Raw genomic sequence first — 24,040 nt, forward strand, 5'->3', positions numbered from 1 at the left:
ACGTTCCTATCTTAGAGGGGGCTTGCGACAGAAAATCGGTCATCTATGTCATGTACGCTGGGATGGAGACTCGCTGTGGGGTCGTGCGCAAAGGTATTACATCTATGGTTATAATAGAACCATGAGTAGTAATAGCTTCGGTCGGGATCCCTTTGACGAGGTTTACAGTCTTGCTCGCGGTGTTTTTGATGAACTCAACGAGGTTCTTAGTAACGGTATGGCGGCAGCGTTCGCGAATATGGGGATTCGATTAGCTGGATTATCTCGCAAAGAGCATCCGCATACTTTTGGGCTAATAATTCGAAGTGAACTTCGCGACTACTTGGAGCGCTCTCAGTGGCTCGAAGGATGGCAGATTCGGGGCAAGTCGCAGTGCTTAGAAGAGCTGTTACTCGTGAAGCCTGAATGGGGCGTTGAAGTTCGGATGTTGAAAGAACGCTCAAACGATTCGACCTTGGCTACCGAAAAGTATCTTGGTAACCAACGGGAGAAATGCAATTCCGCAGAGGTTCAAGTTGCGATAGGTTTACCTATCGATCTTGAACCTCTGCCACCCGAAAATCCTTATAAATTCATCTTCTACTGGGATTATCTGGATCAAAATGGTCAAATCGAAGGTTGTAAATGCCGCTTGGTAATGATTACAGGTCCTGGAGAAAATCGGATTCCGATACGTACATGGGTATCAATCCCTATTTCTACGGGAATTGCAGTGAGTGAAGAAGAAAAGTGGCAGTACGCCAGCGAAGACAATGGCTACGACTATTATGGGAGGCAGCCAAACGATAGTCCGGCAAACGGAGAATTGGAGTGCGGCCAATAGTGGACGGCTGGGTTAGAGCCGAGAGGCTTCGAGCTCTGAAAGATATCACGGGAGTGAGTCAGCAGGATCTTAGTGACCTGCTGGGCGTGAGCCAATCCTTTATCTCCAAGGTGCTCCGGAAAGAAAACATGCTTTCAGAGGAGCACGCGGTGCGGGCAGCGCAGAGCTTCCACGTGCCACTATCCTTCTTTGCGGTAGACGATTCAAAGTTTGCCAACGCAACCGCGACTTTCCGTAAATCTAGTACCGCCACGGTCACCGCTGAGCGCAAGGTCAATCAGCTCGCGCGAGAAGTCAACCGCGCCTGGGATGCGCTCTCGCGAGAATCTGGGTACCTCGATTTCCCCAGTACCGATTTGCTTGCCGCAGGCTTGGGTGTGGAACAGGCCGCTGAACAAACTCGCAGGGTTCTCGGACTCAGTGCCACGGAGCCGATTCAGAATGTCACTCATATCCTCGGGCTTCTTGGGGTTGCTGTGGTGTACCCTTTACTGGAGGATGCCGAAGACGCCGGGCACCTCGCGATTTCTCTGCCCAGTAGGGAAAATACTCGCCCTGCGATCAGTATTGTGCATCGTACGGAGGGTGCGCGCCAGCGCCTCACGCTCGCTCACGAACTTGGTCACCTTCTATTCGATCAGGGCCTTAGTCAGCCGATTCCTTCTACTCGCGCTCCGCAAGAACGCCGTGCCTACGATTTCGCGGGGGCACTTTTGCTTCCGGAGTCCGTGGCGCGGGCGCGTATTAATGAAACGACACCGCTACGTGGCTTGCTGGATATCCGGCGAGTATACGGAATCAGTGTGGCGGCCACAGCCGTGCGTGCCCAGCGCCTGGGGATCATTACCCAGCACCGTTTCCGGAGTCTGCAGATTCAGCTGGCTAACGCCGGCTGGCGCAAACGCGAGCCGGTGATTGTCCCTCCGGAAAAGCCTTCCTTGTTCAGGCAAGCGGCGGAGCGAGTATTCGGCAAGAAAGCCCTGGCTTTTAAGATGTCCGAAGCATTGGGGCTCAAACCGGAATGGGTCAACTCTTGGCTGCATCTTGATTCCGATGCCGATACCGCCACTGTGGACAAGTTCGGTGACGGTGGCGAATCGCAGGTTATCCAGCTGCGCCGGAGATAAGCTGAGTGAAAAGAGGATCAGCCCACACCAAGAAAACTTGGGCGGGCTGAACTATTGGCTTGACCGTAGCACGCAAGTCTGTGTGCGTTCAAGAGTGAATTACTTCGTGTTTGCATCTCCGGCGGGGATGTGCGAGCCGCGCCCATTTAGGAGCCTTTACGGATTTTGCGGAGTTCGCGCATCGCTACTTCGACATCCTCGGGAGTCTGGTCATAAAGACCCAGCTCGTACGTAATATCCGAGATGTCGTCCAACGCTTCCTTTGCCACCTGCCGCTGCTTTTCGCAATAGTTCAGAACATCCGAGAGCCAGAGCCGGCGATGGGTGGTAATTTTGCGGAACGGTATAGCGCCTTCTTCGCATAGCTTGACTACGGTTGGGCGGGTCATATTCAACAGATCGGCAGCTTCCTGAGTGGAGATTTCCCTATCTCCATCCGGTTCCTCCTGCACGACTATCGTCTCCAGATCTGCCTGAGCATTTTTCTGATCATCTGAAGTCGTCACGGCACACCTCCTTTTGTTTCTTTCGTTTCTGCTGTAACTGGCCTTGCCCGGGCGGGTGGGTAGGAAAGACTGTCTCTGTAAGCGACGGCCGAAAAGTAGCCCACTCGTCGACCGTGCATGGAATCCTATGACTTCTAAAGCGGAAGGTATTTGAGCACTTCCGTGGAGAAGCGCAGACGGAAAGTCTTTGAGGTTGAACGTGACGATCACATCTGATTCGCTTCGTAGAGCGCCCTCAATAATATGTGCATCACCGAGATCAGGTAGATCGCCATAATTCCCTATCGAGTCACCAAGAATCTCGACTCGCGCTACTGGAAAGGCATGATTCATTTGGTGCAGCAGACGGGCGGAATACTCAATAGTTGCTGGTATGGGAATTCCGCGTTCCCTCCGCAACCGCGAGACAGTCCTGATCAATTCTATTTCTACTCCGGGTGACCAAGAGACACGATATATTCCGATGAAGGCGATCTCAAAGAGAACGTCTCGCAGGAGCGAGGGGACGATCGCGCAAGCATCGAGAAACGCCGCGCGCATTAGTTGCCACTGCCCATCTCCCGGATTGCCTGGGCGATGACTTCGGGGTCTTCGTCGTAATCGCCCATGGCGTAGGAATCCGCCATGAGAGCATCAAGGGCTTCGCGAGTTTGCTGCCGCTGCTTCTCGCGGTAATTCAGAACATCCGAGAGCCAGAGCCGGCGATGGGTGGTGATTTTCCGGAACGGTATTGCACCTTCTTCGCATAGCTTCACTACGGTTGGGCGGGTCATATTCAACAGATCGGCAGCTTCCTGAGTGGAGATTTCCCTATCCCCATTAGGTTCCTCCTGCACAGCCATCGAAATCTGCGCGCGCAGCAGCGGCGGAATTTCGATAGTGACGCCGTCAAAGGTCAATCCAACCCTGCGTGACTTAGCGAGAAGCCGGCGGATTCGATCCATGATCTCCGGATCAATCTGCGCGATTTTGTCATCATGTGAAACAGTGGTCACATCACACCTCCTTTTCGTTTCTTTCGTTTCCAGTGTAGTGGGCCTCGCGTGGGGAGGGAAGACTGTATTTCTGCGAAGCCGCACCGGCACGCGCGCAAAAAGGAAACCCGCATCAGCCCCGGGGAGATTCCCCGCATCGCGCCCACCTTGGCCAAGCCGCTACGATAGGGCACATGGCTCAAGTTCCGGTGTCCGCTATTCATCCTGTTGCCCCTGACCACCTGGGCGCCGTCGCCCTTTTTAGTGCGCCGATTGACGTGCGCGCGGCGTTGGAACGCGTGGAAGTGGACGGCCAGGCCCTCGATGTCCACCTGGATGAGCTCCCCGGCGGGCAGGTCTTCAATTTTCTGGCCAGTGGTGTGACGGTGTTGCTCACGCCCGTGTCCGGGCCGGCCGCGCTGGAGGGCGCCACCCCGCCGCACGCTTTCCACATTATGATGACGTTTTTCTCCGATATGGCGCGCTCCGGGGAGGACATGCCCGACCCGGTGAGTGACGAGTTCGCGGCGCGTCGTCGTACCTCCATGCACACGCTGCACCGGGTGTACACGGCCGTGATCCGCTCGCTCATGGGCGAGGAAGCCGCGGTGGGCATGGCGCGCCCCGAGCTGGGCATCATCTACCCCGCCGATGTGGTGACCGGTTACCGGATCGACGCCGCAGACCCGTTCCTACTGTGGATTTACGTGCCGATGCGCGCCGGCGAGGTAGTATCCGGGCGCACCGTGGGCCTGCCGCTTTTCGGGCACCTCGACCTCGAGGTGAAGGACAGTCACCGCCCGCGCGAGGCCGTGTACGAACTGCTCGCGAACACCGCCGGATATATTATTTCCGACGGCGCAACCCTCATGCCAGGGCAAACTCTGGGCACCGCCGCTGATGAGTCCATCGCCATTGCCCAGAGCCGCGACGGCGACACCCCCACGCTGCGGTTGGTGTACTAATGCCAGCCCAATGGCTGTAGCGGCGGACGTTTCCAGACGGTGGGTAGGCGGAACTCCAGCTTCCACTGGCCGCTATCCGGCCCGGTAGTGGCACGAACCATCCAATAATCGATGGCTTTGTACCCGAGTTTGAGCCCTTCATTCATGGTGAATCCCAGTTTTGAATCGGGGCAGAAATAGGAATTCCGATTCGTGTAGCCGATGGTCTCGTAATCATCGTTCCACTTATCTTCAGGAGAACTATCCGCGAAGGCCCGAATATCTCCGCTCCCATCATCGATATATACGTGTTGGATGCACCCGTCCCGTTTCTCGTGGGGATTTTTACCAACGAAGGTAAAGGAGAACGTGGTATCCCAGTCACTCTCCTTCTTGTAGTGGTTGAGAATGTCCTCGGGGTTAACGTCCAGGCGCCACCACAAGTCCTTTTCCGCATTGCTGGTATTAGGATCCAGGGACAAGGCGTGCATCATGGCAGAGACAATGACGGATACTTTTGCGCCCGTTTCGAAGTCATATTTATCGCGAGGTGGGAAATCAGCTTCCAGGGTGGTGTCAGCCGTTTCTAGGGTGACGATGTCATTCTCCGCGTCAAAGGTGAGACGAATCGTGTCCACAAGCTACCCCTTTCTTAGTAAATCCAATCCCCGCTCTGGGTGAAGATGAAATCGTCACCGGGGTACTTGCTGAGCTTCACGCAGCCGATAATGAACTCCACCAGCGCCCAAATGCCGATAGTGAGCCAGTTAAAGAGAATCATGCAGATTCCGATACCTACCTGCCCGCGCAGGAAACGGTGGACGCCGAAGCCGCCCAGGAAGAAAGCAAGGAGCACGTAAACGATCTTATTGACCGTGCGGAATTGCGGCTCTTGGTAGTAAGCGGGCGGGGCTGTGGGATACGCCTCCGGAGCGGTGGGGTACGGCTGTCCCGGCCCCTGATACGGCTGCCCCGGAAGTGGATACTGCTGGTTCTGTTGCGGTCCCCGCTGCGGGTACGGTTCGAAAGCGCTCATTGATCCAATCTTTCCTTGCGCCCGGTATGTCACGAGCTCCTGCCGAAAAGTATAGCCGGCGGGCCCGTGAGCTGGATTGCTGTGCATGAGAGTGGATGCCAAGACTCTCAACGGTCCGAAGATAATACCGAGATACTTGCGAAGGTGATAACGAAATGGTTGCAATAGTGATAGCGAAAGACTTGCAGAAGTGACAAAGTGGCGAGGAGTCACTACGCTCAAAACATGGCTTATATTCGGCGTGCGGTCGATACAATGCTGCAACAAGACCTGGCAATCATGGGTGGCGTGGTGATTGAAGGTGTGCGTGGCTGCGGTAAAACCGAAACGGGCATATTCCACGCTAAGTCCGAATTTCGCGTGGACCAGGCATCTAACCAGCGCCTGGCGGAACTCAATCCTCAGGGAGTTCTGGAAGGCAATGTTCCCAGGCTTATTGATGAGTGGCAGCTCGCCCCGATCCTCTGGAACGAGATCCGCCATGAAATCGACGCGCGGCGTGCTCCGGGCCAGTTTATTTTATCGGGCTCGGCCACTCCGGCAGATTCGATTACCCGCCACACCGGCGCCGGCAGGCTCTCTCGGGTACGCATGCGCCCCATGGCCCTCGGTGAAGCGTATCCGCGGGAAGACCGCATCACCCTGAGCGAGCTACGCACCGCCGTACAGGTTCGCCACGTCCCCGGGGCCCTTAGCTACCCCGAACTCGCTACCGAAGCGGTGCGAGGCGGCTGGCCCTTCCTTGTTTCCTCGCAAAATCCTGCCTTTATCCGATTCGTCCAAAACTACGTGGACAATATCGCGCATGCGGACCTCGCGCAGGTGGACGCCCGCTTCGACCCGGAACGGGTGCGGCGCCTACTGCGCTCCCTCGCTCGCAATATCGCAAGTGAAACCCCGGCTACCACCCTCTCCCAAGACATTTCCGCGGACGGCGGCCAGCTCTCCCCGCAAAGCGTACGAAGCTACCTCGATGCACTCACCCGGATTTTCATCGTCGAGGAACTCCCGCCCTGGAGCGGCTCCTTGCGCTCAAAGACCCGACTCCGCAAACAGGCGAAACTGCATTTCTGCGATCCATCTCTGGCGCTCGCGGCCCTCCGCGCAACCCCGGAAGAACTCGCAAATGATCCCGAATATTTCGGTCAAATCTTCGAATCAATGGCGGTCCGGGACATCCGCACCTATGCAGAACAGATTGGTGCCACCTGTTTTGGTTACCGAGATAATACCGGCCTAGAAGTAGATATTCTGCTGGAGTTCAGCGATGGACACTGGGCCGGCATCGAAGTGAAACTCGGCGAATCGGATCGCGCTGTGGGCGCGGGGGAGCGCAATTTACTCCGGCTGCGCGATGCCCGTATGGTGAAGGCCCCCGATTTCCTCGCGGTGGTGACCGGCGGCCGCACCGCATTCACGTTGCCAAGTGGTGTTCACGTTCTTCCCTTGAGCACCATGGGTCCTCTAGTGCAGTGATGCTATCTCCCAAAGATCGCAGAAAAATCCCCTCACCAATTCTTTGGCGAGGGGAATGCGCTACCCGAGGACCGGGTGCTGACTGTAGTAGCTTTGCAACGACTCCTTGGAAATGAGGCGGTCTCCAATTTCTATGGGTGAAAGCCCTTCCCGCATATTCTTCCAGGGGTCCTCGCTATGGGTGCGAGCCGAAAGCTGATTGCCGCTGAGCTGGGCAAGGCGATCAACTACCTCGTTCACGATTTGCGCTTCATCGGCCGTGATCGTGCTATCCAGTTCGCCCTTGCGGATAATGAACTTTCCGCGGTGCTGGTTGAAGAGCGCGGGGCTAACCGGGCCACCTCGCCATGCTTGGAAATCCTCCGGGAAAAGAGGATACCCGCGCGTGGCGAGGCAGTGAGCTTGACTGTAAAAAGCGAGCTTCTGCATTTTCATGGTGGTCATATCCCCGCAGCGCTGCAAAATATATCCGGCCACATGTGTAATAGATGCCATTCGAGTGCCCTCCTTCCTTCTGAATCCTAGTGGAAGTGGTCTTGCGCGGGAATATCTGGATACGCATGCCCATGTGCGCGCATCCCGCTATAATCATGACCGTCCGTGCGGTGGCAGAGCCGGACACCATAACCATATTTTCTCGACACGCATGGAAAGGTCACGATGAGCTCGCAGTCCACCGCGCCGCACGGCGCCAGCACGCATCCTGATTCACACCCCGCCACTCCTGCCCCCGCGCTCGCGGACGGCCTGGTCACCCCGAATAACGTCAGCCCGAACACCACCGGCACCGCCGCCACCACCCCGGGCGCTACCGGCACCGCCGCACGCTTCGCGGACGTCGCCCGTTCCCATCTCTTTGTGTACGTGGCGGTTTTCTTCGTCTCCTTCCTCCTCATTTCCAATATCGGCGCCACGAAGCTCATCACTCTGAATATTGGTGGTCTTGATCTTTATTTCGACGGCGGCGCGATGCTCTTCCCGCTCACCTACATCATCGGTGACCTTCTTTCGGAGGTTTACGGTTTCAAAGTCGCCTCCCGCACGATCATCCTCGCTTTCGGGGTGCAGATCCTGGCCTCCTGCTGTTTCTGGCTGGTGCAGATCGCCCCGCCCGCCCCGGATTACGCCAACCAGGAAGCTTTCGAAGCGGTGCTCGGCGTGGTGCCGCGCTTCGTGGCGGCCTCCGTTTTCGGTTTCCTCTTCGGCCAGCTCTCCAACTCATACGTGCTGGTCTGGATCAAGCGCCGCTTCGGGGAACGCGCCCTGTGGGTGCGCCTCATTTCCTCCACCATCGTGGGCGAATTGCTGGATACCATTATTTTCTGCTTCGTGGCCTGGGGCGCGGATATCGCGGCCGGCAACGTCGAATTCTGGTCCATCGTCAACCTCTCCCTGGTGGGGTGGCTCTATAAAGTCGGTATCGAAGTGGTGTTCCTCCCGCTGACCTACGCCGTGGTTGGTGTGGTGAAACGCCACGAAGGCTTACGATAGGCAGCGGGCCGGTGGCGGCGTCGTCGTACTAAAAACAACGCGAGCGCGCGGCACGGCGCCCGGGCATAACGCGCGTGCCGCACACAAGAACCGCACCGCAACAGAAAGGTGAGAGCGTGACAACAGGATTTACGATCGGGACGCGCCTGGACGCGCGCGTGGGTGACCTCACCGGGCGGCCGCTGGGACGCACCGGCGTGATTCACACCCCGCACGGCGATATCGCGACCCCGGCGTTCATTCCCGTGGGCACGAAAGCGACCGTCAAAACGCTCACGCCCGAGCAGGTGCGCGGTATCGGCGCGCAGGCCGTGCTCGCGAACGCCTACCACCTCTACCTGCAACCCGGCCCGGAGATCCTGGATGCCGCCGGCGGCCTATCCGCTTTCATGAACTGGAACGGGCCCACCTACACGGATTCGGGTGGGTTCCAGGTGCTCTCGCTCGGCTCCGGCTTCAAAAAAGTACTCAGCAACGAGTACGCCGGGAAAAACGCCGGGCGCGCGGATACCGAACTCGCGCGCGATAAAGAGCGCCTCGCGAATGTGGACGACGACGGCGTATGGTTCCGTTCCCACCTCAACGGCTCGCGCCACCGGTTCACCCCGGAGGTGTCCATGGGGATTCAGCACCAGCTCGGCGCCGATATTATGTTCGCCTTCGACGAGCTCACCACCCTCCTCAATTCCCGCGCCTACCAGGAGAAAAGCCTGGAGCGCACCCGCCGCTGGGCCGAGCGTTGCCTGGCCGAACACCGCCGCCTCACCATCGAACGCGCCGGCAAGCCCTACCAGCAGCTCTTCGGCGTGATCCAGGGCGCGCAATACGAGGATCTGCGCCGGAAAGCCGCGCGGGACCTCGGTTCGATGTGCGTGGACGGGCAGGAATTCGACGGCTTCGGGATCGGCGGGGCCCTGGAAAAGGAGAAGCTCGGGACCATCTGCGCCTGGGTGAGCGAGGAGCTGCCCGAAACGAAAGCCCGCCACCTCCTCGGGATTTCCGAGCCAGATGATTTCTTCGCCGCTATCGAAGCCGGCGCGGATACTTTCGATTGCGTCAATCCCTCCCGGGTGGCGCGCAATGCCGCGATCTACTCCCCAGACGGGCGTTTCAACGTGACCCGCGCCCAGTTCCGCACCGATTTCGGGCCGCTGGTGCCCGACTGCGAATGCTACACCTGCCAGAACTATTCGCGCGCCTACCTCAATCACCTCTTCAAGGCGAAGGAAGCGCTGGCGGCCACGCTCGCCACCATCCACAACGAGTACTTCACCGTGCACCTCGTGGATACCATCCGCGCGGCCATCGAATCTGGCGATTACGCGGCCTGCAAAGAAGAAACGCTCGGGCGCTTCTACCGCGGGCAGTGGGGGCGGGCGTAGCGGGGGCACTTATAGCGGGTGGCGCGTAAAGGCGCGGCGCACGTTCCGCGTGCACACGTAAACAGCCCCACGCGGTCCGCCGCACGCCCGCGGCCCCGCGCCTAGAACGCGCGGTGCGCCGCGTCGCTCAGCTTCTGGAAGGTCTCCGGATCGGGGAATCCAGACACCTCGTAGCGCGGCGGCCACACATTTTCGAGCGGCTGGAAGCCTTCGGGCCACACATCGCGGGCCACGTCCAGGCGAATGGTGATATTGGCGGCTTCCGGATCGGCATCGTCAAGATAGTTAATGAAATCCGCGACCGCCGGGATGGACCCGTAGTGGTCCGAGCGGCGCCACTGCGTGAGGCTCACCGCGCCTTCGTCCAGGTCATGCACCTCGTAGAGGGCCACGTGGCCCATCTTTTCCGGCCAGCGCGAAAGGAATTCCTGCTGGTGATCGTACATGCGCCCGCGGAAGGTGGCGCGCAGATTCGCCAGCGGCGCGTAGGCCGGGTGATCCGGCATAGGAATCCATTCCATCCAGCCGTCCGCGGCCACGGTGTGGGGGAGCGGGTAGATAGCGTCGTCGATATCGTAATCCTGGAGCAAACGGTTGAAGAGCGCGGGAAGCTCCGGATCATCAGCCAGCACCACAAAGAGGCGCGAACGCGAAGCCGGCACGAACAGCGGCAGCGCGCCGTTGTATTGCTTGCTGATCGAGTACGCCACCTGCTGGACCAGATCCACATCCGCGAACCACGAACTCTGGTAATTATTCGGTTCGGTAAAAGCCAGCACCCGCGCGCCCGCGTACATCATGACCACCAGCTCCAGAGCCGCGTAGCCCGATTGCGCATTCAGGCCGCGCAGCGATTCCACGGCGTGCCCAAACAGCGGACCCACATCATCCGTTCCCGGAATGAGATCCAGATCCGAGAAATACAGCGGAATGATGTTATCCGGGGTATCGCGCGCCAGCCCCACGCCCACGAAATCCGTGAGCGGCAGGTAGATAAAGGAATCATCCTCGCGCCGGTTGACGCGCGTGAAATAATCCGCGGCGCGCACAATCGGCATAATCGGCCCCTCGGCGTCACCCTGCTCCTCCGCGAGCTCATCGAGCGCGGGGTCGCGGTGCGGAAACCCCGGGTCGCTCGGATCCATGGTCCCGAAGAACTGCGCGAAGATTTCCCGCCAGGACAGGTTTTTCTGGCCGCGGCCCGGAGGGGTGCCGGGCATCTCGGGCGCGCTGCTTCCCGCGGCCGCACCGGTTCCGGTAGCTGCGCCGCCCGCGTTCGCGCCGTTTCGGGCCGACGACGCCGCCCCCGGCTGGGCGGACCCGGCCGCACCTTCGGTGACCTGCGGGGTGGTGGCCCCGGATACGCCAATAGTGATGAGGCGGTTGAGAAGTGCGCGCCGGCTGTCTTCGGGAGCATCCGGATCGATCATCTCAAAGGGGCGGAAGCGGAAGGTGCGTCCGTCCGGGAGCAGGACATCCAGCCACGGCCCGTCGGCATTGACCAGCGCGCCGGCGAGTTCGGGATGAGCGGTGGCGACCTCGAGGGCCCAATTCATGAGCGACATACCTCTATTCTGGCAGAAAGTGGCGCAGGCCGCTTGCCGGGCGCGGTATCCTTGCAAGCAGAGATGTGACTCATGGAACCAGGTCGAGGAGGAGCCATGCCGTCCTATTCTTATCCCGGTGATGGGCTGCTGGCCTGCGTGCCCGGCCTGGCGGTGTTCACGCCCGCCCTACCTGCCGATCCAGCCGCGGTGTGGGAAGCGATGCGCGCCGGTCACGATTTCCCCACTCTTCTCACGCATCTGTGGTCCGCGCTGGGCGCGGATTTTGCGCTGTTCTACGCCGACGGCCCGCTGCTGCGGGTAGCCGCGCACGGCCTCATTGTTCGCGACGTCACCGGCCGCGCGGTCGCGGACGGCAGTAACGCCCTCACCTGGCAAGAAGCCGCCACCACCCAGGACACCACGGTGACGGTGGGGAACGTTGGCGCTGCGGGCGCTGCGGGTGCGGAAAGCACGGCATTCGGTAGGAACGACGGCGCGGCCTGGGGCGCCGGTACCCCCGGGAACGACGGCGCAGCTCCCGCACCTGGCCCGGCCCTCCCGTTAGAGCGCGGCATGGCCCGCGCCGGTGGCGCTCGCATTAGCCTCAGCCCGGTTCTCAGCGGCCGGCCTGCGGCTGCGGTTGAGCGCCCGGCAGCTCTGCCCGTTGATCGCCCGGAAGCTTCGGCTGCCCACCCGGCGGTTCCGGAACTTCCGGCACCGCCACTTCCACCGGCGGCGCCGGTGCCTTCAGCGGTGCCAGCAGCGCCGGCGGTGGAGAGCGCCCCGGTGCCCAGCTACGCCGCGGCTACCGAAGCCTACCCGGTGCAGGCCACCGAACCCTATCCTTCCTCCGGCATTCCCGCCCCGCTTCCGGCGGTCGAATTACGTTTCTCTTTCGGGGAGACGGTGGTGCTGGGCGGGGTGAGCCCGGCTCTCAAAAATATTATTATGGGGCGCCGCCCGCTCCTCGATGCCGCGGCCGCGGGCTCGGATCCGGCAGCTACCCAACTCCTCCCGGTTCCTTCCCCGCGTCAGGAGATCTCCCGCACCCATTGCGAAGTTCTGGTGGAGGCGGGCGGTGCATTCCTGCGGGATTGCCATTCCAATAACGGCACCTACCTCAAGCACGGGGACGGCCCGCTGCGCCGCATCGAACCTGATCACGCGGTCGGCCTGGAAGATGGGGACCTGGTAGATATGGGTGACGCCGCCAGCTTCACGGTTCATTACCGCAGCTAGCGCCGCCGCGCCTTATCCTCAGCGGCACGCCGGGCTACCTGGGAATACGAACACCCGGGCTGCCCGCCGCGCCACGCAGGCTGACTCGCCCGCTCGGCTACTTCCGATACAGCGTTTTACGCTGGTAATGCGGTTCGCTGGTGACATTCACGCCCAGGGAACGGAAAATACCATCATCCACGGAGCCGAGGATCGTAGTGGTATGCACATCGCAATTCTGCAGATCCTTCAGCTTGCTCAGCGCCGCCGCCGCGGTGGGATCCGAAGCCGCGGAAACCGAGAGCGCGATAAGCACTTCATCGGTGTGCAGGCGCGGATTACGCGAACCCAAGTGCTCCGTCTTGAGGGTCTGGATCGGGGCGATGGCCTCCGGGGCCAGCAGCTTGACCGAATCATCAATCCCGGCCAGCACCTTGAGAGCATTAAGCAAAACAGCGGCGGAACAACCCAGCAGCTCCGAAGTCTTCCCGGTCACGATTCTGCCATCGGGAAGCTGGAGCGCGGCGGCCGGCCCACCCGTGGCCTCGGCCTTGCGCAGCGCCGGGGGCACCACCGGCCGGTCGGTGCCGGTCACCCCGAGCTTGGCCATGATGAGGGCGATCCGTTCGGAACATACCGGCTCAGATTCGCTGCGCTTCTCATCAACAAGCGCACGGTAATACCGGCGAATAACTTCCTGGCGGGCGGCTTCGCGGCAAACGTCGTCGTCGGAAATACAATATCCCACCATGTTAACGCCCATATCCGTGGGGGATTTGTACGGCGTTTCCCCGGAAAGTTCGCGCAGCAGCAGGCTGAGCAGCGGGAACACCTCGACGTCGCGATTGTAATTAATCGTTTGCACGCCGTAGGCGACCAGGTGGAAGGGGTCGATCATATTGACGTCGTCCAGATCGGCCGTTGCCGCTTCATAAGCGAGATTCACGGGATGATCCAGCGGAATATTCCACACCGGGAAAGTCTCAAACTTCGCGTAATTGGAGGTGATGGAACGCTGGTGGTCGTGGTAGAGCTGCGAAAGGCAGGTGGCGAGCTTGCCGGAACCCGGGCCGGGCGCCGTCACCACAATAAGATCGCGCTGCGTTTCCACGTATTCGTTCTTTCCGAAACCGTCCTCGGAAACGATGAGCGCGGTATTGGAGGGGTAGCCCGGGATGCGGCGATGGCGCGCCACATTGAGACCCAATTTAATAAGACGGCGGCGGAAATCACGCGCCTCGTGGTTATCTTCCTCGTACTGGGTGAGCACCACGGAATTGACCATGAAGCCGGCTTCGCGGAATACGTCCACGAGGCGCAGCACCTCATCCTCATAAGAAATGCCCAGGTCGGCGCGGTGCTTCGCCTTGAGATCGCGCGCGTTAGCGGCAACCACAATCTCCAGCTCATCCTTCAATTCGGCCAGCATCGCAATTTTGTTATCCGGGGTGAAACCGGGCAGCACCCGCGAGGCGTGGAAATCATCAAAAAGCTTGCCGCCCATCTCCAGGTAGAGCTTCCCGCCGATCTTTTCGCGGCGCTCCCGAATTTTCTGGGACTGGAGCTTAATGTATTTTTCCCGATCAAATCCGATGCTCTGCAATGAGGGGATATGGGGGGAAGGGGAAGGGGTTTCTGTAGTAGGGATGGAGTTACGCGCGTTTTTATCAGCCACGCCGGATCGCCTCTCTCGGTCACCTCAGCAGTACCGACAAAGTGTAGCGCCTCGCGCCGGATTTCGCATCGAGCGGGCGGGCGTGTGCGGGAGCGCGGGGCATTCGGGCTGGCGGTGAGGGCGCGAATGCTACGGGCAGGCAAAACCGGGCGTGGTTAAACCGTTGCGCTCATCGATTGAGTCCGCAACAATAGGGGGCGACGCTGGGAGGAGATATGCCAAAGATTTCTGCACCAACGGTCCGCGAGCATCGGGAAATGATGATAGCCCGGCTCGTGGATGCGGCGGAAAAGATTCTCAAAGACGAGCCGGGCAAACCGCTCTCGGCCGGGGCGGTGGCTGCGGCTGCGGGTATCGCGCGCAACTCCATTTACCGCTATGTCGGGTCGGTTGAAGACCTGCGGCTGCTGGTGCTCGAACGGAATGTGCCCAGGTGGCGGGCCAAGGTGATGGGCCAGGTGGATATGAATGCCGAACCGCGCGAACGCCTCGCGCAGCTGGTGGTGGCGTGCATCCGCCAGTCCGGCCAGCGCGACTCGCATAAATGGCTCATGGGTCTCATGCGTGCGGCACGCGGGAAAGGTTCGGAGAAGGCCACGGCGCATACCAAAATGGGCGTGGATAAAGCCCACGGTTTCTTCACTGACGCCCTCAAAATGTGCTGGAAAGATACCGGTATCGCGCATCCTGATATTTGGACCTCATTCAGCCGCGCCCTCATTTCCGACGCATTTCGCCAGGTGGAAACCGGCGCGTCGCTCGAGGATGTATGCCGGATTGCCCGTCACACTATTCTTGCTATGTCCGCCGGGCATACAGATGACGAACTCGAGAAAGAACCACACGCATGACACACGCGCGCATCGCGATCAACGGCTACGGCAATCTAGGCCGCGGGGTGGAACAGGCCCTCAGTCTCGCCCCCGACCTGGAGCTGGTGGGGGTCTTCACCCGCCGCGAAGGCGTGATGACCGCCTCCGGCCCGGCATTCCCCGCCGCCGAACTCACCGATCCGCAGCTGCGTGACCGCTGGACCGGCAAAATCGACGTCGTTATTAACTGCGGCGGCTCGAAATCGGACCTCGATACGCAAACGCCGCTGGTTGCCTCCGGTTTTAACGTGGTGGATTCTTTTGATACACACGCGCGGATTCCTGCGCATTTCGAACAGGTCGACGACGCCGCCCGCGCGGCCGGCACCCTCGCTCTCATTTCCGCTGGTTGGGACCCGGGCCTGTTTTCGCTTCAGCGGTTGTTGGCCGAGGCGGTTTTGCCGGCCGGGCACGCGGAAACTTTTTGGGGGCCGGGGCTGTCCCAGGGGCATTCGGATGCGGTGCGGCGGGTGCCGGGCGTGAAAAACGCGGTGCAGTACACCGTTCCCAAGGAGCAGGTGCGGGCTGCGGCCCTGGCCGGGCAAACGGAAGGCCAGCTCAGCGCGGGCGATAAGCATCGCCGGATCGTTTACGTGGTCTTGGAGAGCGGTGCGGATCCGGAGGCAGTGCGCCAGGCCATCGTGACGATGCCGAATTACTTTGCCGAATACGAAACTGAAGTCCACGTGATTTCCGAGGAGGAGTTCGCCGCGGAGCACACCGGGATGGCGCACGGCGGCGATGTGATTCGGCACGGAACCACTTCGCCGGGGACTTCGCACGCCCTGCATTTCAACCTCGCGCTGGATTCCAATCCGGAATTCACCGGGGCGGTGCTGGTGGCCTGCGCCCGCGCGGTGGCGCGGATGCACGCGCGCGGGGAACGCGGGGCGGTTACCCTCTTCGATGTTCCGCCGGCTTTGCTTCACCCGGCCAGCGCAGCGCAGCTGCGCGCGGATTTGCTGTAGGGAGGGTTCCCGGTGATTATCCTCGCGACCTGCTATGCCTTGGGGTATGTTCAGCGGGTGAAAAAAGCTCAGAAACCGGAATAGGAGCTGTTCCTCGATGATCTCGAGGATGATCGCGAACTCGGGATCCGCTAGATTAAATTCGCGGAGGCCAGCCATTCCTCTAGCGCGCTATCTGTAGCGGCCTCGTGGATATTCTCACCGCGCACGGAGAAGGGCACGCCGGTGGTTGCCTCCGGGGCCAGGTTCGTGAACGTCGATTCGATTTCCACCTTCGGCGAGCCGGACCAGGTGGTGAACGGCAGCACTAGCTGGTCCGTGAGCCCGGCGGACTTCAGGTAGGTCTGCACCACCGGGGGGACCTGCTCGCACCAGACGGGGAAACCGACAAGCACGACGTCGTACCCGCTCGCGCTGGGCGCCGGGGCCGTAAGCTCCGGGTAAATGCCCTCCGCAAGTTCGCGGGTGGACTGGGCGTGCGTCTCATTCGGATCCGCGGGATAGGGGTGCGCGGGGACAATCTCAAAAGTATCCGCACCCAGGCGCGCTGCGATTTTTTCCGCCAGCACCTTGGTGTTCCCGATCTCGAGGTTACGCACCTCGCCGTCCCAGAAATTCAGGCCGGCACGCGAGAAGAAAGCTACGAGACAGCGCGGGCGGCGCGCATCCGCCGGCGTTTCCTGCTGAGCCGCACGAATTTCTGACATCGGAATTTCCTTCCCGCGAAGCGAGCCCTCCGCACTGAGAATTGTGACCTGAACATCATCCATTCTGCCACCGAGCCCGGGCTACCAGCGGGTCTTTATACCCGGGGCGTCCACGCTTAATTCCTGAATTGTTTCTCAATTATTCGCGTTCCAGCCCCTTCTGATTCACTTGCCAGCCCCCTCTGATTCACCCGCCCGCCCGCGTTATTCACCTGCCAGCGCCCTAATCATTGGCGCGCCCGCGCGCCAGCACCACCCGAGTTTCCAGCGGTGTGACCACCAGAATGCTCACCAAGCACATGGCCAAACCAAGAACCGTAATGATCCCGAGTTTCGTGAAAGCAGCGGTATCCAAGCGGGCACCCCACGAGTAATTCGTCATAAGAGACATACCAACCCCGAGCGCGGTGGTCAGCGCCGTCGTTACTACCAGGGGAATAAAAGTTTGCAGGATCCGAATCCGCGTGAAAACGGCCGTGGGGAAACCGAGGAAACGCAAGGACTGCGTCTGCTGCGCCGATTCGAAAACGAGGGAGGCGTGATTCGTGAGACTGGACAGCGCCACCACCGCGAAACCGAAACCGAGGGTGACCATCACGCCCGTGCCGATATCGGCGGAGACCAAGCGAATCGCCACCGAATCCGAACCGCTGCGCTCGGGAAGCGTGGAGGTGTAGCCACCGATGAAACACAGCAGCGCGAGGGTGGAGACACTACGCCACACCGCGCGCGGATCGTTGAGAATCCGCCGCGCCGCCATGAGCAACGACGCGCGGCGCGAACGCGTGAGCGGATAGGCCAGCGCCTGAATGATAAAGGAAGCCGCCACCGAAAGCGCGAACAGGAAGACCAGCAGCACGCCCGCCATCATGACGATTTGCACGATGGGCGTAGAACCCCCACGCGCATTCGCCACCAGCACATACATAATTCCGGCGACGACGAGCACCCCCAGGCGCCACGCCCGCAGCGCACGCGGAGTTTCGCGGCGCGCCACCCCCAGGGGTGAAATCGATACCCGCATCAGCCCGCCGAGCGCCGATACCAAGGTCACCACGAAGAGCAGCGCAATAACCGCGGCGATAAAGGGAACCGGCAGCAGCATCTGGGCCGGATTAATGGGCAGCCCGAGGAAGCTCAGCGCGCGCCAGCCCGGCAGCGTCACCAGGTAAAGCACCGTGCCCAGGGCGGTGCCCAGCAGCCATTGCACCACCGTTTCGCACAGCGAGATCGCAATCGTTTGGCTGCGGGTGGTGCCAACCAGGCGCAGGGAGGCCAGGCGCTGGGAGCGATCCTGCGCACCCAGCCGCGCAGCCCCGGAAGCCAGGGAAGAAATGGGGATAACTAGGAGCGCCCCGGCGAAAAGTGCCAGGCCAAGGTACATTTCTGTCAGGCCGGCGCCCATGGTCTCACTCAGGGCTTCGAGGTGGGCGGCCATGGCCAGGCTCGGATGGAAATTCCAGTTATAGAACATGAAGATGCCGCCGGCGATGGTGAGGGCCATGGTGGCCGCCAGCGTGAAACTGAGGACCGCGAGGATATCTAGCCAGGCGTTACCGGTGCGGGCGTGCAGCCGCGCCAGAGTGAGGCGGGGCGCGAAGGAGAGGACTTTCATTGCAGCTCGCCCCCGTTCGCGGTGGTGGTGCCGGGCCTCGGTGCGCCGGGGCGCGCCGTGCCGGGTTGTGCGGATCCGGACGTGGCCACGTTAGCCGAATCGGCGTGAATAACGCCGTCGCGAATCTCCACGAGGCGTTCGCACCAGGCGGCCACGTTCGGGTCGTGGGTAACAATAATGAGGGTGGCCCCGCTCATTTTCGCGGCGGTGGTCAGGATCTGGGTGACTTCATGGCCGGTGGCCTGATCGAGGGCACCGGTGGGTTCATCAGCGAAAACTACCGCCGGCTGGCCCGCCAAGGCACGCGCAATGGCCACACGCTGGAGCTGCCCGCCGGACATTTCGCCAGGCCTACGGTGGCGTTCGGGTTCCACCCCGAGGCGCGCCAGCCACATATCCGCCGCGGCCAGCGCCTCCCGCCGGGGCTTGCCCTGGAGCAGCAGCGGCACCGCCACGTTTTCGCGGGCCGGTAGCTCGGGAACCAGCTGACCATCCTGGAAAACAAAACCGAAATTCTCCAGGCGCATTTTCGAGCGCTGTCCATCGGACATATCCGAAATCGGCTCGTTGCCCAGGAGCACCGTGCCGGTGGTGGGCGCGATAATCCCGGCCAGGCAGTGCAGCAGTGTGGACTTACCCGAACCGGAAGGCCCCATAATCGCCACCGACTGCCCGCCCGGAATACGTAGCGAGACCTGGCGCAGCGCCGCCACGCTCCCAAAATTCTTCGTGAGATTATTCGCCACCAGGTCCGGGGCGAGATTCTGTGCTGTGTTCATGGCTCTAGTCAACTTCCGATTGGCCGGCGGCGGCAGGGCTCGTACTCCACACTTATGGTAGAGCTAGGTCTACCATTCCCGGATTTGCGCGTGGTGGCGGGCGGTGCCCGGCTACCATGGCGGTATGACAACGCAGAGCGCCATGCACGTAGATAACACCCGCGTGGTGGCCGAACAACTCCGCCGCGCCACGATGCGCGGGGTGCTCGCCGGTGGCCTCGGCACCATCGCCCTGGTATTCGTGGCGGTGGCGGGGCTCTCGCTGCTCGGCGGATTCAGCCCGATTCCTATCATCATCGGACTGTCCGGACTGCTGGCCCTGGGTGGGGCCGCATGGATAGTGTGGCGCGGGAACGGACGGGCGCTCGCGGACGTGGCCCCGGCGTCGTCGACCTGGATGGCGCAGCCATCCGATCATCGCGACGTGGTGCACGCGCAACGCTCCATTGCCGCGGCTTTTGAAATCGAACGGCGCCGCATCGAACGCGATCTGCACGACGGCGCCCAGCAGTACCTGGTCGCAACCTCGATGGACGTGGGTGAGGCGGCGTTTCTGCTGGAAGGTGACGCGAACGGCGTTGTGAGCTCGGCGGATCTGGCGGCCGCGCGCGAACGCATGGCATCCGCGCAGGACCGCGCGGAACTCGCCCTTACCTCACTGCGGCGCACCGTGGCCGGAATCCACCCGAAGGTGCTCTCTGACCTGGGGCTGGAGGCGGCGGTGCGCGACCTGGTGGTTTCCGCGCCGGTGCCAGCCACCCTGCGGGTGCCGCGCCCGCTGCCCGAAATCCCCGAAGGCGTGATCGCCGCCGCGTATTTCACGGTGGCCGAAGCGCTGACGAACGTGGCGAAACACGCGCCCGCCGCCACCGCGACCGTGCTGCTTATTGCCGACGATGACCTCCATCTCAGCATTACCGATACCGGCCCGGGCGGCGTTATCCCGGGCAGCGGCCTGCGCGGGATCGGCGAGCGGCTCGCGGCTTTCGGCGGCAGCCTGCGCATTTCCAGCCCGGTGGGCGGGCCCACGGAAATTCGCGCGCGCATCCCGCTGCTGCTCCACCGCGGCGAATGGGGGAGCGGGGCCGGGGTGGCGAGGGCTACGGACGTGCCCGCGACGGTCGCGGCGCCGGACGTTGCGCCGGAAACCGAAAATATGAGAACGGAGGGGACGGATGCGTCTGGTCGTTGCTGATGATTCCGCGCTATTTCGCGAGGGGCTGTGCGGGCTGCTGGAGCGGCGCGGGCACACGATTGTGGCCACCGCCGCCACCGCGCCGGAGCTGAGCGAGACGGTGCGCGTGGCCGCCGCCCGCGGGGAGGTCCCCGACCTGGTCATTACCGATGTGCGCATGCCGCCCACCATGAGCGACGACGGCCTGCGCGCCGCCGTGGACCTGCGCCGCGAATTCCCGGCCCTGGGCATTATGGTGCTTTCCCAATACGTGGCGCCGGCCTACGCGCGCGAGCTTTTCCACCCGGCCGCGGGTGCGAGCGGGGCGGGCCTAAGCGCGGGTGCGAGCGCCGGCGGGAACGGCGCCGCGGTCACGCATGCTTCCGGGAACGAGGATGACGCGCCCGGTGGCCTGGGGTATTTGCTCAAAGATCGCGTGGCGCGGGTAGCGGATTTCGTGCGGTCCCTGGAAATTGTGGGGGTGGGCGGCGTGGTCGTGGATCCGGATGTTGCGGCCCAATTAATGGCGACGACGCCGTCACTTCTCACGGAGCTCACCTCCCGCGAACGTGAAATCCTGGAGCTCATGGCGCGTGGATATGCCAATTCAGCAATCGCCGCCGAGCTCTACCTCACCGGGGCAACCGTCTCCAAACACGTGGCAAATATTTTCCTCAAGCTGGGGATGCAGCCCGGGGAAGAAAACCGCCGGGTGCGGGCGGTGCTGGCCTATCTGACGGAAACCTCGCGCGCGGGCTGAGGCGGGTGGTGCGCCTACGCTCAGTGGGCGGGGTGCGCCGTTCGCGCAGGCTGCGGTTCGGGCTGAAAATTGTGTCGGAGGCCCGTGGGAGAATGGGAGCATGACCTCGGATCCCTGCGCTCGCCTGCTCGCTGCCCCGCCCTCGCTGCCGGTAGCAGCCCACCTCGATGAGGTGCGCGCCGCGCTGCCGCTCGCGGTGGTGAGCGCGCCGCCGGGAACCGGGAAAACCACGCTCATTCCGCCGCTGGTGGCCAGCGCGCTCGCGGAAGGCGTGCGTGGAGGAACCGATGCGGGCGGTACTCAGCCCGGGCGGGTCCTCGTGATTCAGCCGCGCCGGGTGGCCGCGCGGGCTGCGGCCCGGCGCCTGGCTGAACTTTTCGCGGAACCGGTAGGTGCTACCGCCGGCTATAGCGTGCGCGGGGATTCCCAGGTGAGCCGGGAAACCCGCATCGAAATGATCACCCCCGGTATCGCGGTGCGCCGCCTGCAAAGCGACCCGGAATTGCGCGGTGTCGGCGCGCTTATTTTCGACGAAGTACACGAACGTCACCTCGATGCCGATCTGGCCCTCGCCCTCGCCCTGGAAGCCCGCGCCGCTTTCCGCCCGGACCTTTTGCTGGTGGCCATGTCCGCCACCGTGGAATCCCAGCGCACCGCGGCTTTGCTGGAAGCGGGGGCCGCAGCACCCGGGGAAACCCCGCGGATCGTGGATATTCCGGGCGTGCTCCACCCGCTCACGCTGCGCTACGCACCGCCCGGGCGCGGGGAAGAACCCCTGGGCACAATTTCGCGGGAGGGCGCACTCGGGGTGCGCCGGGAATTCCTGGCGCACGTGGCCCGGGTGGTGGAACGCGCTTTTAGGGAGGTGGAACTCGGCGATATTTTGGTGTTCCTGCCCGGGGTGCGGGAAGTGGAGCACGTGGTGGGTTTGCTTGGGCATCTACCTGCCCGGGTGGCACCCCTGCACGGCTCCCTCACCGGTGCTCAACAGGATGCCGCACTCCGTGAAGTTGCGGGAACTCGCAGCATTATTGTGACCACCGCTATCGCGGAATCCTCCCTCACCGTACCCGGGGTGCGGATCGTGGTGGATAGCGGGCTTTCCCGGGAACCCCGCACCGATTACGCCAGTGGCATCAGCGGGCTCGTTACGGTGTTGGAATCCCAAGCCGCCGGTATCCAACGCGGCGGGCGCGCCGGGCGTTTAGGCCCCGGAACCGTGTATCGGGTCATGAGCGAAGCTACCTGGGCGCGCCTCGCCGAACGTTCCACCCCGGAAATCTATACCGCGGATCTCACCGATTTTCTGCTGCAAGCAGCTGTATGGGGTGCCCCGGAAGGCCGGGGGCTCGCCCTCCTGGACTCGCCCCCGCAGCCGGGCGTGGCGGCTGGCATGCGCACCCTCACCGCCCTCGGCTGCATGGTGGCAGAACACGACGCCGGGGATGATGCGGCCGATGGTGGGACGCTCGGAACCGAGACGCACGGGAGCGCCGTCGCCGGTGAGAGTACCGGCGCTGAGCGCGCCTGGCAGGTTACGGACCTGGCCCGCACCCTCGCCCCGCTTCCGGTCAGCACCCGCCTGGGGCGTAGCCTGCTGGAAACCACCCCGCGGTTAGGGGCAGGTACAGCCGCCCAGATCGTTGCCGCGCTCGCGGAATCACCCCGGCTGCCCGGGGCTGATCTGGCCCGATGGCCCACCGCCGTCTCACCGGCCTGGGCCCGGCAAGCCCAGCGCCTCGAAAAACTAGCCCGCCGCGCCCTGGGCGAAGCCACGGCAGCCGGCAGCGGGCGGCATGAGAGCGGGCAGAGTGACAGTGGGAAATCTGGCAGCGGCGCAGCCATCCGCGGGAAAACCGATACCGCAGGTTCCGGTACAACCGGCCCAGCTGGCTCCGGGAAACCCAGCCGGGCGGCCCGCAGTGACGATGCCCTCGCCCTCGTAACCGCCTGGGCATACCCGGATCTGCTGGCCCGCGCGGTGGATAGCACCTCGGGGCGCTACCTCCTGGCCAACGGTAGCGGGGCAGTACTCCCGCAAGGCTCCCCGCTCCTTGGAACGCCCTGGCTCGCGGTCGCAGAAGTGAGCGCCAGCCAAGGCCGAGCGGATGCACTCATCCGTGCCGCCGTACCCGCCGATGAAGAACTCGCCCGCCAAGCCGGCCGCGGCCTCATCACCACCGGCACCGCAATCACCTATCGGAAAGGCCGTCTGCGGGCCCGGGAAACCACCCGGCTGGGAGCCATCGAACTCGCCGGCCGGGATGTAGAGCGCCTCCCGCGCGCAGCCGCCACCGCGTGGGTGAGCACCGCGGCCAGCTCCGGAACCCTCCCGCTGGAATTCACCGCCGGAGCCCAAGCCCTGCGCGAACGTCTCGCCTTCCTCCACACCGTCCTAGGTGAACCCTGGCCCGATATGAGCGAAACCGCACTACGCCAGCGCATCGAGGAACTCGCCGGCCCCGAACTCGCCGCCCTCGCCCGGGGCGGCACCTGGGGAAACCTCGGGGCCGGAAATATAGAGCGCCTCCTGCCCTGGCCGGAAGCCACCCACCTGGACGAACTCGCTCCCGCCAGCCTCACCATCCCCACCGGAGAACAACGCACCATCCACTATGAAGGCGGCCGGCCCACCGTTCGCCTGCGCGTCCAAGAAGCCTTCGGCTGGGCCAAAACGCCGCGCCTAGCCGGTGGGCGCATCCCCGTTACCCTTGAACTACTCTCCCCGGCCGCCCGGCCCGTCGCCATCACCGACGACCTCGAAAGCTTCTGGGCCGGCCCCTACGCCCAAGTCAGGGCAGAAATGCGCGGGCGCTACCCACGCCACCCCTGGCCAGAAAACGGCGCCACCGCCAGCCCAACCAAACGCGCCCGCCCGCGCCGCACGGGTCAGAGCCGCTAAACCCGCACCGCTACAATGCGCGCATACTGCTCACGCCCGCGCGGGCGGGTAGGTGAAGGCCCGC

22 protein-coding genes are annotated in these 24,040 nt (G+C 62.6%); 12 read left to right on the forward strand and 10 right to left on the reverse strand.

The genetic code is table 11. The features are described 5' to 3' along the window. Nucleotides 1-121: 121 nt before the first annotated feature. Nucleotides 122-823, forward strand: a complete 702-nt coding sequence (locus tag QP305_RS03360; protein ID WP_284903990.1) for a hypothetical protein — start codon at nucleotides 122-124, stop codon at nucleotides 821-823. A gap of 53 nt (nucleotides 824-876) precedes the next feature. Then, nucleotides 877-1,950, forward strand: coding sequence for an XRE family transcriptional regulator (locus QP305_RS03365; protein WP_350309594.1), 1,074 nt, complete (start codon nucleotides 877-879; stop codon nucleotides 1,948-1,950). 146 nt (nucleotides 1,951-2,096) lie between these two features. Here the strand turns inward: QP305_RS03365 and QP305_RS03370 are convergent, their stop codons facing one another. Next, nucleotides 2,097-2,456: an excisionase family DNA-binding protein gene (locus tag QP305_RS03370; RefSeq protein ID WP_284903993.1), complete on the reverse strand. Its 360-nt coding sequence runs from the start codon at nucleotides 2,454-2,456 to the stop codon at nucleotides 2,097-2,099. 539 nt (nucleotides 2,457-2,995) lie between these two features. Next, nucleotides 2,996-3,451: a helix-turn-helix domain-containing protein gene (locus QP305_RS03375; RefSeq protein WP_284903995.1), complete on the reverse strand. Its 456-nt coding sequence runs from the start codon at nucleotides 3,449-3,451 to the stop codon at nucleotides 2,996-2,998. A 173-nt stretch (nucleotides 3,452-3,624) separates the two neighbouring features. Between QP305_RS03375 and QP305_RS03380 the strand changes: the two genes are divergently transcribed. Then, nucleotides 3,625-4,395 (forward strand): DUF4261 domain-containing protein, encoded by a 771-nt coding sequence (locus QP305_RS03380; protein ID WP_284903997.1) that lies wholly within the window; start codon nucleotides 3,625-3,627, stop codon nucleotides 4,393-4,395. Here the strand turns inward: QP305_RS03380 and QP305_RS03385 are convergent. Beyond that, nucleotides 4,392-5,012: a hypothetical protein gene (locus tag QP305_RS03385; protein WP_284903999.1), complete on the reverse strand. Its 621-nt coding sequence runs from the start codon at nucleotides 5,010-5,012 to the stop codon at nucleotides 4,392-4,394. The two genes, QP305_RS03380 and QP305_RS03385, sit on opposite strands and share 4 nt — an antisense overlap. A gap of 14 nt (nucleotides 5,013-5,026) precedes the next feature. Continuing rightward, nucleotides 5,027-5,410 carry a TM2 domain-containing protein gene (locus tag QP305_RS03390; protein WP_016442007.1) on the reverse strand — a complete coding sequence of 128 codons (384 nt, stop codon included), beginning with the start codon at nucleotides 5,408-5,410 and terminating at the stop codon, nucleotides 5,027-5,029. 225 nt (nucleotides 5,411-5,635) lie between these two features. Here QP305_RS03390 and QP305_RS03395 point away from each other — a divergent pair, with 225 nt between their 5' ends. After that, nucleotides 5,636-6,886 (forward strand): ATP-binding protein, encoded by a 1,251-nt coding sequence (locus tag QP305_RS03395; RefSeq protein WP_284904000.1) that lies wholly within the window; start codon nucleotides 5,636-5,638, stop codon nucleotides 6,884-6,886. Between the two features lie 60 nt (nucleotides 6,887-6,946). Here the strand turns inward: QP305_RS03395 and QP305_RS03400 are convergent, their stop codons facing one another. Further along, nucleotides 6,947-7,381: a Panacea domain-containing protein gene (locus tag QP305_RS03400; protein WP_016442005.1), complete on the reverse strand. Its 435-nt coding sequence runs from the start codon at nucleotides 7,379-7,381 to the stop codon at nucleotides 6,947-6,949. 165 nt (nucleotides 7,382-7,546) lie between these two features. On the opposite strand from QP305_RS03400, the gene QP305_RS03405 reads away from it, so the two are divergent. Together QP305_RS03405 and tgt are read left to right on the forward strand one after the other, a co-directional pair. Continuing rightward, complete coding sequence (locus QP305_RS03405; RefSeq protein ID WP_284904002.1) at nucleotides 7,547-8,377, forward strand: queuosine precursor transporter; 831 nt, start codon at nucleotides 7,547-7,549, stop codon at nucleotides 8,375-8,377. A 146-nt stretch (nucleotides 8,378-8,523) separates the two neighbouring features. Continuing rightward, nucleotides 8,524-9,759 carry a tRNA guanosine(34) transglycosylase Tgt gene (tgt, locus tag QP305_RS03410; protein WP_284889982.1) on the forward strand — a complete coding sequence of 412 codons (1,236 nt, stop codon included), beginning with the start codon at nucleotides 8,524-8,526 and terminating at the stop codon, nucleotides 9,757-9,759. A gap of 101 nt (nucleotides 9,760-9,860) precedes the next feature. Here the strand turns inward: tgt and QP305_RS03415 are convergent, their stop codons facing one another. Beyond that, nucleotides 9,861-11,324: a hypothetical protein gene (locus tag QP305_RS03415; protein ID WP_284904004.1), complete on the reverse strand. Its 1,464-nt coding sequence runs from the start codon at nucleotides 11,322-11,324 to the stop codon at nucleotides 9,861-9,863. Between the two features lie 96 nt (nucleotides 11,325-11,420). Here QP305_RS03415 and QP305_RS03420 point away from each other — a divergent pair, with 96 nt between their 5' ends. Next, the gene (locus QP305_RS03420) at nucleotides 11,421-12,545 is read left to right on the forward strand and encodes an FHA domain-containing protein (RefSeq protein ID WP_284904005.1); all 1,125 of its coding nucleotides are present in this window, start codon (nucleotides 11,421-11,423) and stop codon (nucleotides 12,543-12,545) included. A 97-nt stretch (nucleotides 12,546-12,642) separates the two neighbouring features. On the opposite strand, the gene QP305_RS03425 is transcribed toward QP305_RS03420, so the two are convergent. Further along, nucleotides 12,643-14,127 (reverse strand): DUF1846 domain-containing protein, encoded by a 1,485-nt coding sequence (locus tag QP305_RS03425; protein WP_159455036.1) that lies wholly within the window; start codon nucleotides 14,125-14,127, stop codon nucleotides 12,643-12,645. 287 nt (nucleotides 14,128-14,414) lie between these two features. Here QP305_RS03425 and QP305_RS03430 point away from each other — a divergent pair, with 287 nt between their 5' ends. Then, a complete protein-coding gene (locus QP305_RS03430; protein ID WP_284904006.1) occupies nucleotides 14,415-15,050 on the forward strand; it encodes a TetR/AcrR family transcriptional regulator in 636 nt (211 codons plus the stop codon). Beyond that, the gene (locus QP305_RS03435) at nucleotides 15,047-16,039 is read left to right on the forward strand and encodes a diaminopimelate dehydrogenase (RefSeq protein ID WP_284904008.1); all 993 of its coding nucleotides are present in this window, start codon (nucleotides 15,047-15,049) and stop codon (nucleotides 16,037-16,039) included. The genes QP305_RS03430 and QP305_RS03435 overlap by 4 nt, the downstream gene beginning before the upstream one ends. Before the next feature lie 131 nt (nucleotides 16,040-16,170). Here the strand turns inward: QP305_RS03435 and QP305_RS03440 are convergent, their stop codons facing one another. The 3 genes from QP305_RS03440 to QP305_RS03450 all read right to left on the reverse strand — a co-directional run bounded on the left by QP305_RS03440 (nucleotide 16,171) and on the right by QP305_RS03450 (nucleotide 19,140). Next, complete coding sequence (locus QP305_RS03440) at nucleotides 16,171-16,746, reverse strand: flavodoxin (protein ID WP_284904010.1); 576 nt, start codon at nucleotides 16,744-16,746, stop codon at nucleotides 16,171-16,173. 223 nt (nucleotides 16,747-16,969) lie between these two features. Next, the gene (locus QP305_RS03445; RefSeq protein ID WP_284904012.1) at nucleotides 16,970-18,361 is read right to left on the reverse strand and encodes an FtsX-like permease family protein; all 1,392 of its coding nucleotides are present in this window, start codon (nucleotides 18,359-18,361) and stop codon (nucleotides 16,970-16,972) included. Continuing rightward, nucleotides 18,358-19,140, reverse strand: coding sequence for an ABC transporter ATP-binding protein (locus tag QP305_RS03450; protein WP_284904014.1), 783 nt, complete (start codon nucleotides 19,138-19,140; stop codon nucleotides 18,358-18,360). The genes QP305_RS03445 and QP305_RS03450 overlap by 4 nt, the downstream gene beginning before the upstream one ends. A 124-nt stretch (nucleotides 19,141-19,264) precedes the next feature. On the opposite strand from QP305_RS03450, the gene QP305_RS03455 reads away from it, so the two are divergent. From QP305_RS03455 to QP305_RS03465, 3 genes are all read left to right on the forward strand, one after another. Next, nucleotides 19,265-20,335, forward strand: coding sequence for a sensor histidine kinase (locus tag QP305_RS03455; RefSeq protein ID WP_284904017.1), 1,071 nt, complete (start codon nucleotides 19,265-19,267; stop codon nucleotides 20,333-20,335). Then, nucleotides 20,316-21,074 carry a response regulator transcription factor gene (locus tag QP305_RS03460; protein ID WP_284904019.1) on the forward strand — a complete coding sequence of 253 codons (759 nt, stop codon included), beginning with the start codon at nucleotides 20,316-20,318 and terminating at the stop codon, nucleotides 21,072-21,074. Before QP305_RS03455 ends, QP305_RS03460 begins: the two co-directional genes overlap by 20 nt. 100 nt (nucleotides 21,075-21,174) lie before the next feature. Continuing rightward, nucleotides 21,175-23,976 (forward strand): ATP-dependent RNA helicase, encoded by a 2,802-nt coding sequence (locus QP305_RS03465; protein ID WP_284904021.1) that lies wholly within the window; start codon nucleotides 21,175-21,177, stop codon nucleotides 23,974-23,976. Nucleotides 23,977-24,040: the final 64 nt, after the last annotated feature.

Source organism: Actinotignum timonense (genome assembly GCF_030216305.1).
Classification (GTDB): domain Bacteria; phylum Actinomycetota; class Actinomycetes; order Actinomycetales; family Actinomycetaceae; genus Actinotignum; species Actinotignum timonense_A.

What these genes read in the sequence shown, in the direction of transcription:
- QP305_RS03360 (WP_284903990.1), top strand. Translation starts at nt 122, where the DNA reads ATGAGTAGTAATAGCTTCGGTCGGGATCCCTTTGACGAGGTTTACAGT.
- QP305_RS03380 (WP_284903997.1), top strand. Translation starts at nt 3,625, where the DNA reads ATGGCTCAAGTTCCGGTGTCCGCTATTCATCCTGTTGCCCCTGACCAC.
- QP305_RS03390 (WP_016442007.1), bottom strand. Translation starts at nt 5,410, where the DNA reads ATGAGCGCTTTCGAACCGTACCCGCAGCGGGGACCGCAACAGAACCAG.
- QP305_RS03395 (WP_284904000.1), top strand. Translation starts at nt 5,636, where the DNA reads ATGGCTTATATTCGGCGTGCGGTCGATACAATGCTGCAACAAGACCTG.
- QP305_RS03400 (WP_016442005.1), bottom strand. Translation starts at nt 7,381, where the DNA reads ATGGCATCTATTACACATGTGGCCGGATATATTTTGCAGCGCTGCGGG.
- QP305_RS03405 (WP_284904002.1), top strand. Translation starts at nt 7,547, where the DNA reads ATGAGCTCGCAGTCCACCGCGCCGCACGGCGCCAGCACGCATCCTGAT.
- QP305_RS03415 (WP_284904004.1), bottom strand. Translation starts at nt 11,324, where the DNA reads ATGTCGCTCATGAATTGGGCCCTCGAGGTCGCCACCGCTCATCCCGAA.
- QP305_RS03420 (WP_284904005.1), top strand. Translation starts at nt 11,421, where the DNA reads ATGCCGTCCTATTCTTATCCCGGTGATGGGCTGCTGGCCTGCGTGCCC.
- QP305_RS03430 (WP_284904006.1), top strand. Translation starts at nt 14,415, where the DNA reads ATGCCAAAGATTTCTGCACCAACGGTCCGCGAGCATCGGGAAATGATG.
- QP305_RS03435 (WP_284904008.1), top strand. Translation starts at nt 15,047, where the DNA reads ATGACACACGCGCGCATCGCGATCAACGGCTACGGCAATCTAGGCCGC.
- QP305_RS03440 (WP_284904010.1), bottom strand. Translation starts at nt 16,746, where the DNA reads ATGTCAGAAATTCGTGCGGCTCAGCAGGAAACGCCGGCGGATGCGCGC.
- QP305_RS03445 (WP_284904012.1), bottom strand. Translation starts at nt 18,361, where the DNA reads ATGAAAGTCCTCTCCTTCGCGCCCCGCCTCACTCTGGCGCGGCTGCAC.
- QP305_RS03450 (WP_284904014.1), bottom strand. Translation starts at nt 19,140, where the DNA reads ATGAACACAGCACAGAATCTCGCCCCGGACCTGGTGGCGAATAATCTC.
- QP305_RS03455 (WP_284904017.1), top strand. Translation starts at nt 19,265, where the DNA reads ATGACAACGCAGAGCGCCATGCACGTAGATAACACCCGCGTGGTGGCC.
- QP305_RS03460 (WP_284904019.1), top strand. Translation starts at nt 20,316, where the DNA reads ATGCGTCTGGTCGTTGCTGATGATTCCGCGCTATTTCGCGAGGGGCTG.
- QP305_RS03465 (WP_284904021.1), top strand. Translation starts at nt 21,175, where the DNA reads ATGACCTCGGATCCCTGCGCTCGCCTGCTCGCTGCCCCGCCCTCGCTG.